The 15,390-nt window shown below is 73.9% G+C and carries 9 protein-coding genes; 2 read left to right on the top strand and 7 right to left on the bottom strand.

The annotated features are described in order from the left end of the window. From CG747_RS20720 to CG747_RS20710, 3 genes are read right to left on the bottom strand one after another with little or no spacing between them, the layout of a single operon-like run. Nucleotides 1-639 carry a TetR/AcrR family transcriptional regulator gene (locus tag CG747_RS20720; protein ID WP_100603269.1) on the bottom strand — a complete coding sequence of 213 codons (639 nt, stop codon included), beginning with the start codon at nt 637-639 and terminating at the stop codon, nt 1-3. Then, entirely contained in the window at nt 636-2,837 is a 2,202-nt protein-coding gene (locus CG747_RS20715) for a YhgE/Pip domain-containing protein (protein ID WP_100603268.1), read from the bottom strand. The genes CG747_RS20720 and CG747_RS20715 overlap by 4 nt, the downstream gene beginning before the upstream one ends. Beyond that, a complete protein-coding gene (locus tag CG747_RS20710; RefSeq protein ID WP_100603267.1) occupies nt 2,809-3,576 on the bottom strand; it encodes an ATP-binding cassette domain-containing protein in 768 nt (255 codons plus the stop codon). The genes CG747_RS20715 and CG747_RS20710 overlap by 29 nt, the downstream gene beginning before the upstream one ends. A gap of 236 nt (nt 3,577-3,812) precedes the next feature. Here CG747_RS20710 and CG747_RS20705 point away from each other — a divergent pair, with 236 nt between their 5' ends. Then, nucleotides 3,813-6,641 carry a discoidin domain-containing protein gene (locus CG747_RS20705; RefSeq protein WP_100603266.1) on the top strand — a complete coding sequence of 943 codons (2,829 nt, stop codon included), beginning with the start codon at nt 3,813-3,815 and terminating at the stop codon, nt 6,639-6,641. Nucleotides 6,642-6,753: 112 nt separating this feature from the next. Further along, a complete protein-coding gene (locus tag CG747_RS20700; RefSeq protein ID WP_100603265.1) occupies nt 6,754-10,824 on the top strand; it encodes an ABC transporter ATP-binding protein in 4,071 nt (1,356 codons plus the stop codon). 22 nt (nt 10,825-10,846) lie between these two features. On the opposite strand, the gene CG747_RS20695 is transcribed toward CG747_RS20700, so the two are convergent. The 4 genes from CG747_RS20695 to CG747_RS20680 form a co-directional block, all read right to left on the bottom strand. Continuing rightward, nucleotides 10,847-11,407: an ABATE domain-containing protein gene (locus CG747_RS20695; RefSeq protein WP_100603264.1), complete on the bottom strand. Its 561-nt coding sequence runs from the start codon at nt 11,405-11,407 to the stop codon at nt 10,847-10,849. A 20-nt stretch (nt 11,408-11,427) separates the two neighbouring features. Continuing rightward, entirely contained in the window at nt 11,428-13,089 is a 1,662-nt protein-coding gene (locus CG747_RS20690) for an ABC-F family ATP-binding cassette domain-containing protein (protein WP_100603263.1), read from the bottom strand. A gap of 80 nt (nt 13,090-13,169) precedes the next feature. Continuing rightward, on the bottom strand, nt 13,170-14,804 hold the full coding sequence (locus CG747_RS20685; RefSeq protein ID WP_100603262.1) for an ABC-F family ATP-binding cassette domain-containing protein: 1,635 nt from the start codon (nt 14,802-14,804) through the stop codon (nt 13,170-13,172). A 327-nt stretch (nt 14,805-15,131) separates the two neighbouring features. Continuing rightward, on the bottom strand, nt 15,132-15,323 hold the full coding sequence (locus CG747_RS20680) for a hypothetical protein (RefSeq protein WP_100603261.1): 192 nt from the start codon (nt 15,321-15,323) through the stop codon (nt 15,132-15,134). Nucleotides 15,324-15,390: the final 67 nt, after the last annotated feature.

Below are 15,390 nucleotides of genomic sequence, written 5' to 3'. Positions count from 1 at the left end.
TCACGCCCCGACGCGCCCCTGCACCAGCTGGGCCAGTGCGGCGTGCACCTCGTCGACCGACCGGTCGGGCTGGAACGACTGCCAGTCCAGCGCGGCGACCAGCACCATCCCCAGCAGCGCGGAGGCGGTCAGCGGGACGTCGAGTTCGCCGCTGAGCTCCCCGGTGCGCACGGCGTCCCGCAGCACCGACTCGACGACCGCCAGGGCGCGGCCCCGTACGGAGGTGAGGGTGGCGCGCCAGGTGCGGTTGGTGCGCCAGAGTTCGGCGACGTAGAGCTGGGTGAGGGCGGGGGAGCCGGCGATGAAGTCCAGGCCGGCGCGGATCATCGCGTCGAGGGCGTCGACCCGGGTGCCGCCGCGGGCGACGGTGTCGTCGGCGGCGGTGCGCAGGGAGGCGGCGAGCAGGTCGACGCCGTCCCGCAGGAGTTCCTCGTAGAGGACGTTCTTGCTGCTGAAGTTGTAGTAGACGGTGCCCTTGGCGACCCCCGCGCGCTCGGCGATCTCCTCGACCGTGGTGGCCGAGAAGCCCTGTTCGGCGATGAGGGTGACGGCGGCGTCGAAGAGCCGCCGCCGGGTCGGTGTACGGCGGGGGGCGGTGCCGGCGACGGCACCGCCCCCCTTGCCGGAGCGGGTGCTCACAGGCTGAGCTCCGGGTGCAGGTCCTTCATCCGCACGACCTGGCGGCTGCGGGCCGCGAGGGCGGTGAGGGCCAGCGCGCCGAGCGTGAACGCGGCGAGCACGATGCTGCCCTGCCAGACCACGTCCAGGTCGCCACCGGTGATCAGGCGGCGCAGACCGTCGACGACGTAACTCATCGGCAGGTACGGGTGGATCGCCGAGAAGAACGCCGGGCTGGTCTGCACCGGGTAGGTGCCGCCCGCCGAGGTCAGCTGGAGCATCAGGATGACCAGCGTCAGCACCCGGCCCGCCGGGCCGAAGAAGGCGCTCAGCAGCTGGATGACGGCGGTGAAGCAGGCGGTCGCCAGCATCAGGAACCCGATGGTGGCACCCGCGCGGGCCATCTCCAGGCCCAGCGCCCAGTGCAGCACGGCCATCAGGGCCAGCACCTGGACGACGCCGATGGCGAAGGCCGGCAGCCAGGAGCCGAGCGCGATCCGCCAGCCGGGCGCGCCCGCGGCCAGCGCCCGCTTGCCGAGCGGCGCCAGCAGCATGTACGCGACCATCGCGCCGACCCAGAGGGAGAGCGGGATGAAGTACGGGGCGAGGCCGGTGCCGTAGTTGGGCGCCTTGTGCATCGACTTGGCGGCCAGCTTGACCGGGTCGGACATCACGTCGGTCCGGTCGTCGCGGTCCTTCTTGTCGTAGTCGGGGATCTTGGCGACCCCGCTGTGCAGCCCGGTGGCCAGCTGGTTGGCGCCGTCCTTGAGCTTGTAGAGGCCGCCGCTGAGCTTCTCGGCGCCGTCGTGGGCGGTGCCGAGGCCGTTGTGGAGCTGTCCGGCACCGTCGGCGAGCTGGCCGGCGCCGTTGTGGAGCTGGCCGGCGCCGTTGGCGATGTCGCCGGCACCGTTGGCGAGGGTGCCGAGGCCGGTGGCGAACTGGCCCGCGCCCTGGGCGACCTTGTGGGCGCCGGCGTTGAGCTGGTTGAGCTTGGCGAGCTGGCCGTCCGCGTTCTTCACGATGTCCGGCACCTGGTCGGCGACCATCTGGGCGCCCTGGTGCACCTCGCGCAGCTTGGCCCGCAGCTGGCCGAAGTCCTTGTGGGCGATGTCGTTGTCGAGCTTCTCGGCCAGGTCGGCGCCGATCCGCGCACCGACCGCGTTGCCCTTCATGGTCGCGCAGTCGGGGTCGGTGTTGCCGCCCGTGCAGCGCTTCTCGTAGAGGGCCTCGTTGTCGTCGGCGGTCTTGCGCGCCTGGGCGGCGGCCCGGGCGGAGTTCCCCGGCAGGTTGGCCAGGAAGTCGTCGATGTCCTGGGTGGCGTCGGCGACGAACTGCGCGCCCTTGGCGATCTCCGTGCCGTGCTGCTTGATGAAGGGCAGGTCCTTGCGGGCGATGCCGTCGGCCATGTCGACGAGCTGCTGGGTGCCGTCCGCGACCTGGCTCGCGCCCTGGCTGAGCTGCTGGGCCTTGGAGGCGGCCTGGGCCGCGCCGTTGCTGAGGTCGCCCGCGCCCTTGTCCAGCTTGCCGGCGCCCTGGCTCAGGTCGCCGGCGCCCTTGCTGAGGTCGCCGGCGCCCTTGTTCAACTTGCCGAGCCCGTCGGCCAGTTCGCCCGTCTTCTCACGGGCGGTGCCCAGGCCGTCGTCGACCTTTCCGGCGCCGTCGGCAGCCTTGGCGGTCTCGTCGTGCAGGTCCGAGAACGACACGAAGATCTTGTCGAAGAAGGCCCGGGTGGACTTCGACGACGTCTTGGCGCGGATCTCCGAGAACACCGTCTTGGAGATCGAGCCGACGATGTAGTTGTTGGCGTCGTTGGTGCGGACCTGGAGGGCACCGGTCTGCGGGTCGGCACCGCCGCTGGAGGCGATCTTCTGGCTGAAGTCCTTCGGGACGGTCAGCGAGAGGTAGTAGTCGCCCTTCTCCAGGCCCTTGGCGGCGTCGGAGGCGCTGACCTCCTCCCAGTCGAAGGTCTTGCTGTCCTTGACGTTCCTGGCCAGGTCGGCGCCGGCGGTCAGCTTCTTGCCGTCGGAGGTGGCGCCCTGGTCCTCGTTGACCAGCGCGACCGGGATCTTGTCCAGCCGGCTGTACGGGTCCCAGAAGGAGCAGAGGTAGAGCGCTCCGTACAGCAGCGGGATGAGCATCAGGGCGACGAGGCCAAGGCGGGGGAGTTTCCCCCGGCCGAAGCGCCGGAGCTCAAGCGCGGCCAGTCTCGGCGAACGCATGCGCCGCTTCCTCCTCGTGGGTGTCGTGGGTGTCGTGGGCGGTGGGGGTGGCGGCGGCCGCGCCGGTGGAGACGACCAGGGCGTCCGCCGGGGCGTCGGAGGCGACCGCGACGACGGTGGTGCCGGCCAGCGCCACGTCCCGCAGCATCTGCCAGGCCGCGGCGCGCTCCTCCGCCGACAGCTTGAGGTCGAGGTCGTCGACGGCCAGCAGGCGCGGCTGGTGCATGACGGCGAGCGCCACCGACAGCCGCAGCGCCTCCAGGCGCTCCAGGTCGCGGACGCAGGTCCGCAGGCCCTTGGGCAGGGTGGCCGGGTCGAGTCCGGCGGCCGCCAGCGCGGCGTCGACCAGGGCCCGGGTGGCTTCCCTGCGGCGGCGGCCCCAGAGGAGCGGGGCGCCCCGGTGGCCCAGGAGGGCCTGTTCCTGGAGGTGTTCGGCGACGGTGAGGGCCGGTTCGAGGTCGGCGATGCCGGGCACGTGCGCGAGCGCGGTACGGGCGCGGACCGTTCCCATCCGCTTGGGCAGCGGGAAGCCGGCGACCGTGGCGTGGCCCTCGGCGATCCGCATCCGTCCGGTGAGCGCGAGCAGCAGGCAGGTGCGGCCGGAGCCCGACGGGCCCTGCACCGCGATCAGCGCCCCCGGCTCCGCGGTGAGGTCGACGCCTCTGAAGGCCCAGCCGCGCGGGCCCTTCACTCCGATGCCCCGGGCGTTGATGGCCGCCCCCTGGCGGGTGGTCTCCACAACCCCTCCTTTTGATCTGACTGGTCAGTCTAAAAGTGTGCCGTACGAGGCCCGTATTGACCAATCGGGGGCCTGCGGAGGGCCGGAAACCGATGGTCGCGGCCGGAATTCGGTGGATCGTGCATTCAACGGTGACGCGGCGATCTTCGGCCCGTAGCGTGCGCAGACGTTGGACAGAGCCGAGGCTGGGTCCGTGCCTCGGAGCGCGGTACCGGCCGCGCGGGGACGGAGCAGCGATGGACCACACCGAGCGGACGCCACGACAGGGCGCCCGGAACGACGACGGGCGGCGCCCTGGGCCCACCGCCCACCCCGGCGGGCCCCGCCGCACACGCGGACCACTCGCCGCCCTGATCGCCGGCACCCTGCTCGCCGCCCTGGCCCCGGCCGCGGCCCCGGCCGCCGCCGCGGACCCCGCGCCCGCGCCGGACGCCGCCCAGCGCTCCTGCACCGCCGACGGCTGGGCCCCCACCGCCACCGCCATCGACCCCCAGGACAGCCACCACGCCTACGTCGGCAACGGCTACCTCGGCCAACGCGTCCCGCCCAACGGCATGGGCTACGCCGCCCCCGGCGGCACCACCGGCTGGCCCCTGAAGACCCCCGAGTACGACGGCTCCTTCGTCTCCGGCCTCTACGCCAAGGGCCCGGCGAACCTCCAGGGCCGCCAGGCGATAGCCGCCCTCCCCACCTGGACCACCCTCGACGTCACCACCGGCGGCCCGCACCCCGACACGTTCTCCTCCGCCACCGCCCCGGGCCGCATCAGCAACTACCGCCAGACCCTCTCCCTGCGCTGCGGCTTCGTCCGCACCTCGCTGACCTGGACCGCCGCCGACGGCCGGGCCACCGACCTGGTCTACGACGTGCTCGCCGACCGGGCCGACGCGCACACCGCCGCGGTCCGCCTGCGGATGACGCCCCACTGGAGCGGCGCGACGACCGTCACCGACACCCTCGACGGCCGCGGCGCCCGCCGCCTGAGCCCCGCCGCCCCGGCCCCGGGCGACCGCGCCGACCACTCCGGCACGGTCACCGTCGGCTTCCGCACCGACGGCACCGGCACCGAGGGCGCCGTCGCCTCCACCCTGCGCGCCGGCCCCGGCGTCCCGGGCGCCCGCGCGACGACGCCCCGCCCCGGCGCCACCACGGCCGAGGCCCTCAGCGCCCACCGGCGACTGACCTTCCCGGTCCGCCCCGGCCGCACCTACGAGCTGACCAAGTACGTCGGCGTGGACACCGCACTCACCTCCCGCACCCCGCGCGCCGCCGCCGAGACCGCCTCCCGGCGGGCCGCCGACTCCGGCTGGGCCGCCCTGTCCGCCCGGCACCGCGCCGCCTGGCAGCAGCTGTGGCGCAGCGACATCGAGGTGGCCGGGCGGCCCGAGCTCCAGTCGTGGGTCCGCTCCGCGCAGTACGGACTCCTGGCCGCGACCCGCCCCGGCAGCGCCAACAGCATCGGCCCCACCGGCCTGACCAGCGACAACTACGCCGGCGAGATCTTCTGGGACGCCGAGACCTGGATGTACCCGGGCCTGCTGGCCACCCACCCCGACCTCGCCCGGTCGATCGTCGACTACCGCTACCGCACCCGGGACGCCGCCCGCGCCAACGCCCGCCGCCTCGGCTACCAGGGGCTCTTCTACTCCTGGACCAGCGGCGGCACCGGCGACCTGTGGACCGAGTGCCACAGCTGGGACCCGCCGCACTGCAAGACCCAGAACCACCTCATGGGCGACATCTCGCTGGCCGCCTGGCAGTACTACCTCGCCACCAAGGACACCGCCTGGCTGAAGTCCCGCGGCTGGCCCGTCCTTGCGGGCATCGCCGACTTCTGGGCCTCCCGCGCCACCCGCAACCCCGACGGCAGCTACTCGATCAAGAACGTCGCCGGCCCGGACGAGTACAGCAACGGCGTGAACGACGCGGTCTTCACCAACGCCGGCGCCGCCACCGCCCTGCGCAACGCCACCCGCGCCGCCACTCTCCTGGGCGAACCGGCCCCCGCCGCCTGGAAGACCGTCGCCGACAAGCTGCGGATCCCCTACGACAGCACCAAGAAGGTCTTCGAGCAGTACGCCGGGTACAAGGGGACGACCATCAAGCAGGCCGACACGGTGCTCCTGATGTACCCCCTGCAATGGCCGATGACCCGGCAGCAGGCCGCCGCCACCCTCGACTACTACGCGGCCCGCACCGACCCCGACGGCCCGGCCATGACCGACTCGGTGCACGCCGTCGACGCCGCCGCCCTCGGCGAGCCGGGCTGCGTCACCTACACCTACCTCCAGCGCGCCATCAGGCCGTTCGTCCGCGGGCCGTTCGCGGAGTTCTCCGAGGCCCGCGGCGAGAAGGCCGGCGCCGGCGACCCGCACGCCGGCCGCCCCGCCCAGGACTTCCTCACCGGCAAGGGCGGCTTCCTCCAGGTCTTCACCCACGGCCTGACCGGCCTGCGGATGACCGAGGACCGGGTGCGCCTGGACCCGACGCTGCCGCCGCAGCTGTCCGCCGGCGTCACCCTGCGCGGCCTGCACTGGCAGGGCCGCACCTTCGACGTCGCGCTCGGCGCCCACCAGACCACCGTCCGGCTCACCGCCGGCCCCGCCCTGCCGCTCGCCACCCCCGAGGGCGACAAGCTGGTCAGCCGCGGCGTCCCGGCCGTCCTCAAGACCCGCCGCCCCGACCTCGCCGCGACCACCAACGTCGCCCGGTGCGCCACCGCCACCGCCACCTCCGAGGAACCCGGCCTCTACGCCGGCGCCGCGGTCGACGGCAACGCCACCACCGCCTGGGTCCCGGACGCCGCCGACGGCACCCTCACCGTCGACCTGGGCCGCACCGTCACCGTCGGCCCGATCACCCCGCACTGGACCGCCACCCGCCCGGCGTCGTACGTCGTGCAGGTCTCGCGGGACGGCCGGCACTGGACCGGCACCGGCTACGCGGGCCGCAGCCCGGCCCGTTACGTCCGCGTGACGGTGCACGGCGACACCCGGCCCGGTCCCGGCGGCAAGCCCGCCCCCCGTCCGGGCCTCGCCGAGCTGGAGGTGACCCCGGCGCGCTGACCCCGACCCGGACGCCGCGGCCGGTTTCCTCCCGACGTTTTGTTACGGCGGGATGAAATCGGCCGCGTCCGGTGTTGGCCCGGTGCGGTAGACGACGCATGGGAGGCATCGGGTGGCGGGGACGGACACGGCACGACAGGGCTGGGCACGGCGACTGATCGGCGACTGCTGGCAGTACCGCAGGGACGTGCTGCTGGCGCTCGGCGCCTCGCTCGCCGGGATGGCCGTCACGGCGCTTGTCCCGCTCATCCCCAAGCTGATCATCGACGACGTGATCGTCCGGCACGACCGGGCCCTCGCCCCCTGGGCGACCCTCCTGATCGTCGCCGCCGTCGTGGTCTACGCCTTCACCTACCTCCGCCGCTTCTACGGCGGCCGGCTCGCCCTGGACGTCCAGCACGACCTGCGCACCCGGATGTTCGACGCGATAGCCCGGCTCGACGGGCGACGGCAGGACGAGCTGAGCACCGGCCAGGTCGTCGGCCGCGCCACCAGCGACCTCCAGCTCATCCAGAGCCTGCTGTTCATGCTCCCGATGATGATCGGGAACGTCCTCCTCTTCGCCGTCTCGCTGGCCGTGATGGCGTTCCTCTCCCCGCTGCTGACAGTCGTCGCGCTGGCCGTCGCGCCGGCCCTGTGGTTCATCGCCCGCCGCAGCCGCACCCGCCTGTTCCCCGCCACCTGGTACGCGCAGGGCCAGGCCGCCGCGGTCGCCTCCGTCGTGGACGGCGCGGTCTCCGGCGTCCGGGTCGTCAAGGGCTTCGGACAGGAGGAGCAGGAGACCGGCAAGCTCCGCGAGGTCAGCCGCCGCCTGTTCGCCGGTCGGCTGCGCACGGTCCGCCTCAACGCCCGCTACACCCCCGCCCTGCAGGCCGTCCCGGCGCTCGGCCAGGTCGCGATGCTGGCGCTCGGCGGCTGGATGGCCACCCAGGGCCACATCACCCTCGGCACCTTCGTCGCCTTCTCCACCTACCTCGCGCAGCTGGTCGGCCCGGTCCGGATGCTGGCCATGATGCTCACCGTCGGCCAGCAGGCCCGCGCCGGCGTGGAGCGGGTCTACGAACTCATCGACACCGAGCCGACCATAGAGGAGCACCCGGACGCCCACGCGCTGCCCGCCGGCGCCCCGGCGACCGTCGTCTTCGACCGCGTCACCTTCGGCTACGGCCCCCACCACGCACCGGCCGGCGACGAGGACGGCCACGACGGCCACGACGGGCAGGACGGGCAGGACGGGCAGGACGGTGCCGGCACCGGCGGCGCGCCCGCCGTCCGCTCCGTCCGCCCCGCCCGCCCCGTCCGCCCCGTCCGCCGCGTCCTCGACGAGTTCTCCCTCCGCATCGAAGCCGGCGAGACGGTCGCCGTCATCGGCGCCTCCGGCAGCGGCAAGTCCACCGTCTCCCTGCTGCTGCCCCGCTTCTACGACGTCACCGGCGGCCGCGTCCTGGTCGGCGGCCACGACGTCCGCGACCTCACCCTGGAATCGCTGCGCGCCGCCATCGGCCTGGTCCCCGAGAGCAGCTTCCTGTTCTCCGACTCCCTACGCGACAACATCGCCTACGGACACCCCGAGGCCACCGACGAGCAGATCCGCGCCGCCGCCCGCGCCGCCCAGGCCGAAGGCTTCATCGAGGAGCTGCCCCACGGCTACGACACCAAGGTCGGCGAACAGGGCCTGACCCTCTCCGGCGGCCAACGGCAGCGCATAGCCCTGGCCCGCGCCATCCTCACCGACCCCCGGCTGCTCGTCCTCGACGACGCCACCTCCGCGGTCGACGCCCGGGTCGAGCACGAGATCCACGAGGCGCTGCGCGGCGTCATGGCCGGCCGCACCACCCTGCTGATCGCCCACCGTGCCTCCACCCTGGCGCTCGCCGACCGGGTCGCGGTCCTCGACGGCGGCCGGCTCGCCGACATCGGCACCCAGGAGGAGCTGGCCGAACGCTGCGCCCTGTACCGCCAGCTGCTGACCGACCCGGAAGAGCTGGGCGGCGTCCCGCACGACCCCGCCGGCGCGGCGGCGGGTTGGGACCTGTCCCGCTCGAACGGAGCCGAGAGCTCGGGGAGCTTCGACGGCGAGTACGCGGCGTCCGGGACGACCGGCCTGCTGGAGCCCGCCGCCGACCGCGACCGGACGCACCCCGACGGCACCCCCCGCCGCCCCGGCGCCCTGGTCGACGCCGACCCGGAGGAGCCCGCCGACCCCACCGCCGCCGCGGCCGCCACCGGCGGCATCACCCCCGAGCTGTGGGTCCGCCGCGAGGAGGAGGCCGAGGCGGGCGCCGCCGGCACCGCCCCCCGCGCGGCCACCGCCGCCGGCCCCGGCATCGCCGCCGCGGTGGCCGGCAGCCCGGCCACCCCCGAACTCCTCGCGCAGGTCGCCGCGCTGCCCCCGGCCGACGACACCCCCGGCATCGACGAGGCCGCCGCGGTCCGCCCCGAGCGCTCCTACGGCCTGCGCCGGCTGCTGCACGGCTTCGGCGGGCCGCTCGCCCTGGCCCTCCTCCTGGTCGCCGTGGACGCGGTCGCCTCGCTGCTGCTGCCGGTCCTCATCCGGCAGGGCATCGACGACGGCGTCCGACGCGGCATCCTGGCCGGCGTCTGGACCGCCGCCGGGCTCGCCCTGGCGGTGGTGGCCGCCCAGTGGGTCGCCCAGATCGGCGCCAACCGCATGACCGGCCGCACCGGCGAACGGGTCCTGTACTCCCTCCGCCTGAAGATCTTCGCCCAGCTCCAGCGCCTCGGCCTCGACTACTACGAGCGCGAGCTGACCGGCAAGATCATGACGCGGATGACGACCGACGTCGACGCCCTGTCCACGTTCCTCCAGACCGGCCTGGTCACCGCCGTCGTCTCGGTCCTCACCTTCTTCGGCATCCTGCTCGCCCTGCTCGCCCTCGACGTCCAGCTGGCCCTGGTCGTCTTCGCCACCCTCCCCCCGCTGGTCCTCGCCACCTACGTCTTCCGCAAGCGCAGCGTCAAGGCGTACGAACTCGCCCGCGAGCGGATCAGCACCGTCAACGGCGACCTCCAGGAGAACGTCGCCGGGCTGCGGATAGTCCAGGCGTTCCGCCGCGAGGGACACGGCGCCGAGCGGTACGCCGCGCACAGCGACGCCTACCGCCGGGCCCGGGTGCGCGGCCAGTTCCTGATATCCGTCTACTTCCCGTTCGTCCAGCTGCTGTCGTCCGTGGCGTCCGCCCTGGTCCTGATCGTCGGCGCCGACCGGGTCGGCGGCCACACCCTCACCGCCGGCGCCCTGGTCGCCTACCTCCTCTACATCGACCTGTTCTTCGCCCCCGTCCAGCAGCTCTCCCAGGTCTTCGACGGCTACCAGCAGGCGTCCGTCTCGCTCGGCCGGATCGGCGAACTCCTCGCCCAGCCCACCTCCACCCCGGCCGCCGAGCACCCCCGCGAGGTCCCCGCGCTGCGCGGCGACCTCACCTTCGACGGCGTCCACTTCCACTACGGCGACCACGACGAGCAGGCCCTGGCCGACATCGACCTCACCATCCCCGCCGGCCAGACCGTCGCCTTCGTCGGCGAGACCGGCGCCGGCAAGTCCACCCTCGTCAAGCTCGTCGCCCGCTTCTACGACCCGACCGCGGGCGCGGTCCGCATCGACGGCACCGACCTGCGCGAACTGGACCTGACCGGCTACCGCCGCCGGCTCGGCGTCGTCCCCCAGGAGTCCTACCTCTTCGCCGGCACGGTCCGCGACGCCATCGCCTACGGCCGCCCGGAGGCCACCGACGCCGAGGTGGAGGCCGCCGCCCGGGCGGTCGGCGCACACGGCATGATCGCCACCCTCGACGGCGGCTACCTCCACGAGATCGCCGAGCGCGGCCGCAACCTCTCCGCCGGCCAGCGCCAACTCCTCGCCCTGGCCCGCGCCGAACTCACCGACCCGGACGTGCTGCTGCTCGACGAGGCCACCGCCGCCCTGGACCTGGCCACCGAAGCCGTCGTCAACCAAGCCACCGACCGCCTCACCGGCCGCCGCACCACCCTCGTCGTGGCCCACCGGCTCACCACCGCCGCCCGCGCCGACCGGGTGGTGGTGCTCGACCACGGCCGGATCATCGAGGACGGCACCCACGCCCAACTGCTCGCCCGCGGCGGCCGCTACGCGGAACTCTGGCGGACCTTCACCGGCGAGGAGGAGACCCTCACGGTGTCCTAGGGTGTGTCCGCGATCGGTGCGGTCACCCCGCCGCGGTGACGGCGGTCTTCCTGCGGGCGCGGTACGCGGCGGCCTTGAGCTTGTTGCCGCAGGACTCCATGCCGCACCACTGGCGCCGGCTGCCGCGCGAGCGGTCGACGTAGACGCGGGTGCACTCGGGGTTGCCGCACTCCTTGAGCAGGGGGACGTCCGGGCCGCTCAGCAGTTCCACCGCGTGCCGGGCGACGGCGGACAGCGCTTCGCGCTGCGTCGCCGCCGTCCAGCGGCCGGAGTGGGTCAGCTGCGGTGCCGCGGGAGCCCTGCGGGCCGCGTCGTTGACCGCGGCCAGCGCCTCGTCGTCGAAGTCCGCGCCGCGGCGCCGGGCCGTGATCAGCCGGTAGACGGCCTCCCGTACCGCCGTCGCCCGCTCCACGTCGGCCTGCCGGGCGGGCGAGACGGCGTCGACGAGGCCGGACTCCACGTACCAGGCGTCGAGCCGGTCCGGTGTCGCGAACATCTCGAACCGCGCCGTGCGGCGGGCCCGGAGCGTGGCCGCGAAGTCCAGGGCCGGATTGCCGCACACAAAGACATGATCCAGGTTCACGTCACCATCTTGACGGGTGACTATGGCGCTCGCAAGGATCGCCGGCCAGGCCCGCCGGGCGCTCCTTCCGCGGCGTTCAGATGGATCTCCCGGCCCGGCCAGCGCCGCCGCAGCCAGCGGTCGTGGCTGGCCAGCACGATCGCGCCGGGACCCGTGCCCAGCGCGGACTCCAACTCGTCGCACAGGCGCGGGGAGAGATGGTTCGTCGGCTCGTCGAGCAGCAGCAGCGCCGGCGGGCGGGCCATCAGGAGCGCCAGGGCGAGCCGGCGGCGCTGCCCGACCGACAGGTGCCCCACCGGTTTGCCGAGGTCCGCCTCGTGCAGCAGCCCCAGCATGCCCAGCGGGACCGCGTCGGCCCGCTCGGCGCCGAGGACGCTCTCGTAGGTCTCCCGGGCGGTACGGTCCGGGAGGTCGAAGACGGTGTCCTGGGACAGCATCCCCACGGTGAGGCCCTGCCGTCGCCGTACCTCCCCGCCGGCTTCGAGGCGCCCGGCGAGTACCGCCAGCAGCGTCGACTTGCCCGCCCCGTTGCCGCCGGTGACCAGCAGCCGCTCGGCCGACGACACATCGAGGCGGTCGACGGCGAGCCGGCCCGGCACCCGCACCCGGCGCAGGGAGACGAGGGTGCCCTCCGCGGACGGCCGGGCCAGCGGGGTGTGCCGCAGCCGCAGCACCTGCGGCGGCGCCGCGACCTGGTCGCGTTCGAGCTCCTGGAGTCGGCGGGTGGCGCTGCGCACCCGCCGGGAGATCTGGTTCTGTACGCGCCCGGAGCGGTGGCCGTAGCCCATCTTCTCGTTGTCGCGCCGTTCCCGGCCCGGTGCGACCAGCTGCGCCGTGACCTCCGCCGAGCGGCGCAGCGCCGCCAACTCCTGCTGCTCCTCGGCGTGCCGCCGCAGCCAGCGCTCCCGCTCGACGCGCTTCTCCACCAGGTAGGCGCGGTAGTTGCCGCCGTAGCGGACCGGGCCGTCCACCGCCGGGTCGAGGTCGACGACGTCGGTGCAGACGGCGTCGAGGAAGGCCCGGTCGTGGCTGGCCGCCACGACGACCCCGGGCAGGCCGCGCAGCTGCTCCTCCAGGAAGGCGGCGGCGCCGTCGTCGAGGTGGTTGGTCGGCTCGTCCAGCAGCAGTGCGGACGGCCTGCGCACCAGCAGCGCGGCCAGCGCGAGGCGGCCGCGCTGGCCGCCGGAGAGGGAGCCGAGGGGCCGCTCGTGCGGCAGCGCGCCGAGGCCGATCCCGTCCAGCACGAGCGCGGCGCGCCGGTCGGCGTCCCACACCTCGCGCTGCTGGGCGGCTTCGAGGTGCCGCGCGTAGGCGTCGAGCAGGTCCGGGTGGCCGGGGGTGTCCTCGGGGGTGCGGGCCAGGTCCTGGGCGAGGCGGTCGATCTCCGCGAGGGTCTCGCGGGCCTCGCGCAGGGCGTCGTCCAGGACGTCGGCGATCGTCGCCCCGGCGTCGAACGGCATCTCCTGGTGCAGGTAGCCGAGGTCGGGCGGGCGCAGGACGCTGCCCGAGTCGGGCTCGTCGGCACCGGCGAGGATGCGCAGCAGCGTCGTCTTGCCGACGCCGTTCTCGCCGATCAGCCCGATCCGGTGGCCGGGCGAGGCGGTGAGGCCGACTCCGTCGAGGACCCGGCGGGTGCCGAGGGTGCGGACGATGTCGTGTGCGAGCAGGGCGGGGTGGGGCATGGTGATCCGTCCGACGTGGTCGTTTCTGGGCCCACCGGGTGCGGTACCTCGGGCGTGGGCACGGGCGGCACGTCGGCGGCTCAGGAGTGCGGCGCCCCCGTCTCCGTCAGCTCGCCGTCGGCGACCCGCAGCCACCGGTCGACGCCGATCCGCGCGAGGAACCGCTCGTCGTGGCTGACCACCACGAACGCGCCGCGGTAGCACGCCAGGGCGCTCTCCAGCTGGCCCGCGCCGACCAGGTCGAGGTTGTTCGTCGGCTCGTCCAGCAGCAGCAGCTGCGGGGCCGGTTCGGCGCACAGCACGCAGGCGAGGGTGGCGCGCAGCCGTTCGCCGCCGGAGAGGACGCGCACCGGCAGGTGCGCGCGGGGGCCGCGGAACAGGAACCGCGCGAGCAGGTTCATCCGCTCCGCCTCCGGCCGCCGCGGGGCGAACACCGCGAAGTTCTCGGCCACGGTGCGGTCGGGGTCGAGCAGGTCCAGGCGCTGCGACAGGACGGCGATCCGCCCGTCGGCCCGCTTGATGTCCCCGCTCTCCAGGGCGAGTTCGCCGGAGGTCATCCGCAGCAGGGTGGTCTTGCCCGCGCCGTTGGGGCCGGTGAGCGCGATGCGTTCGGGCCCGCGGATCGTGAGGTCGACGCCGTCCCCCGCGAACAGGTTCCGCTCGCCGCGTCGGATCTGCATCCGCTCGCCCAGAACGACGGTGCGTCCGGCGGGGACGTCGGTGTCGGGCAGTTCCAGGACGAGCCGCTGCTCGTCCCGCACGGCGCGCCCCGCCTCGTCGAGCCGGGCCTGTGCCTCGTTCACGCGGGTGGCGTGCATCTGGCCCGCCCGGCCGGCGGACTCCTGGGCGCCGCGCTTCATGTTCCCGGCGAAGATGCGCGGCAGTCCGGCGTTCTTGAGGTTGCGGGCGGCGTTGCTCGCGCGCCGCTCGGCCCGTTCGCGGGCCTGCTGCATCTCGCGCTTCTCCCGCTTCAGCTCCTGTTCGGCGTTGCGTACGTTCTTCTCCGCGACCTCCTGCTCGGCCCGTACGGCCTCCTGGTACTGGGTGAAGTTGCCGCCGTACAGCCGCAGTTCACCGCGGTCGAGTTCGGCGATGCGTTCCATGCGGTCCAGCAGGGCCCGGTCGTGGCTGACGAGCAGCAGGCTGCCGTTCCAGTCCGAGAGCACGTCGTAGAGCCGGTGGCGGGCTTCGAGGTCGAGGTTGTTTGTCGGTTCGTCCAGCAGCAGCACGTCGGGGCGCTTGAGCAGCTGCGCCGCCAGGCCGAGGCTGACGATCTGGCCGCCGCTGAGGGTGCCCAGGGTCCGGTCGAGGGCGAGGTGGCCGAGGCCGAGCCGGTCGAGCTGGGCGCGGGTGCGCTCCTCGATGTCCCAGTCGTCGCCGATGGTCGTGAAGTGCTCCTCGCCCACGTCACCGGACTCGACGGCGTCGATGGCGCGGATCACCGCGTCGACGCCGAGCACCTCGGCCACCGTCGGTTCACCGGTCAGGGGGAGGGTCTGCGGGAGGTAGCCGATCGTGCCGTTCACGGTCAACGCGCCTGCCGTGGGGCGGAGTTCACCGGCGATCAGCTTCAGCAGGGTGCTCTTGCCGGAGCCGTTGGGTGCCACCAGGCCGGTATGGCCGGCGCCGACGGTGAAGGACAGGCCCGCGAAGACCGGGGTGTCGTCGGGCCAGGAGAAGGTCAGCTGGGAGCAGATGAGGGAAGCGTCGGACATGGGATGACCTCGTGGGGAAATGAGGGCAGAGCGCTCCCCCGGGGAAGCCGCGATACGGAAACCGCCGTGCGAAGGGCACTGCACCTGAGACAGGAAAAAGGGGACGACGAGGTGACCACAGCGGCGGCACTGCGAAGGTGCGCCTGCCGGTGGTCGATCAGATCCGGGTCTCACCCGGAGATGTCGTCGTCACCCGCCATGTCTGGACTCCTCTACGAAGGATCACTGCCGCGGCCACCGTACCAGGCACCGCGCGGCCGTCCGAAAGGTTTTTTCCGCCGCCCCTCCGCCGCCCCTCCGCCGCCGCGCGGCGGCGGAGGGCGCGCTTCAGAGCACCAGGTCCCACGCCAGGCAGGCGAGGAGGTTCCCCGCCCCGGGGGTGCCGGTGTCGCGCTCCGGGTCCCTCGGCGAGGCCGCCTTCATCTCGACCATGTCCTCGTAGGCGATCCGCTCGGGCAGTGCGCCGAACCGCGCCCGGCGCACCACCGAGTCGCCGTCCTGTGTGCCGTGGTCCTGCATCGTCAGCCTCCTGTTCGCTCGCTTGCCCCGTACCCGGCCCGGCGCTCCCGCCGGGCCGGACGCTTCG

The organism is Streptomyces sp. CB02959 (genome assembly GCF_002803155.1).
Classification (GTDB): domain Bacteria; phylum Actinomycetota; class Actinomycetes; order Streptomycetales; family Streptomycetaceae; genus Streptomyces.
This window is presented reverse-complemented; position numbering and strand designations above follow the sequence as displayed.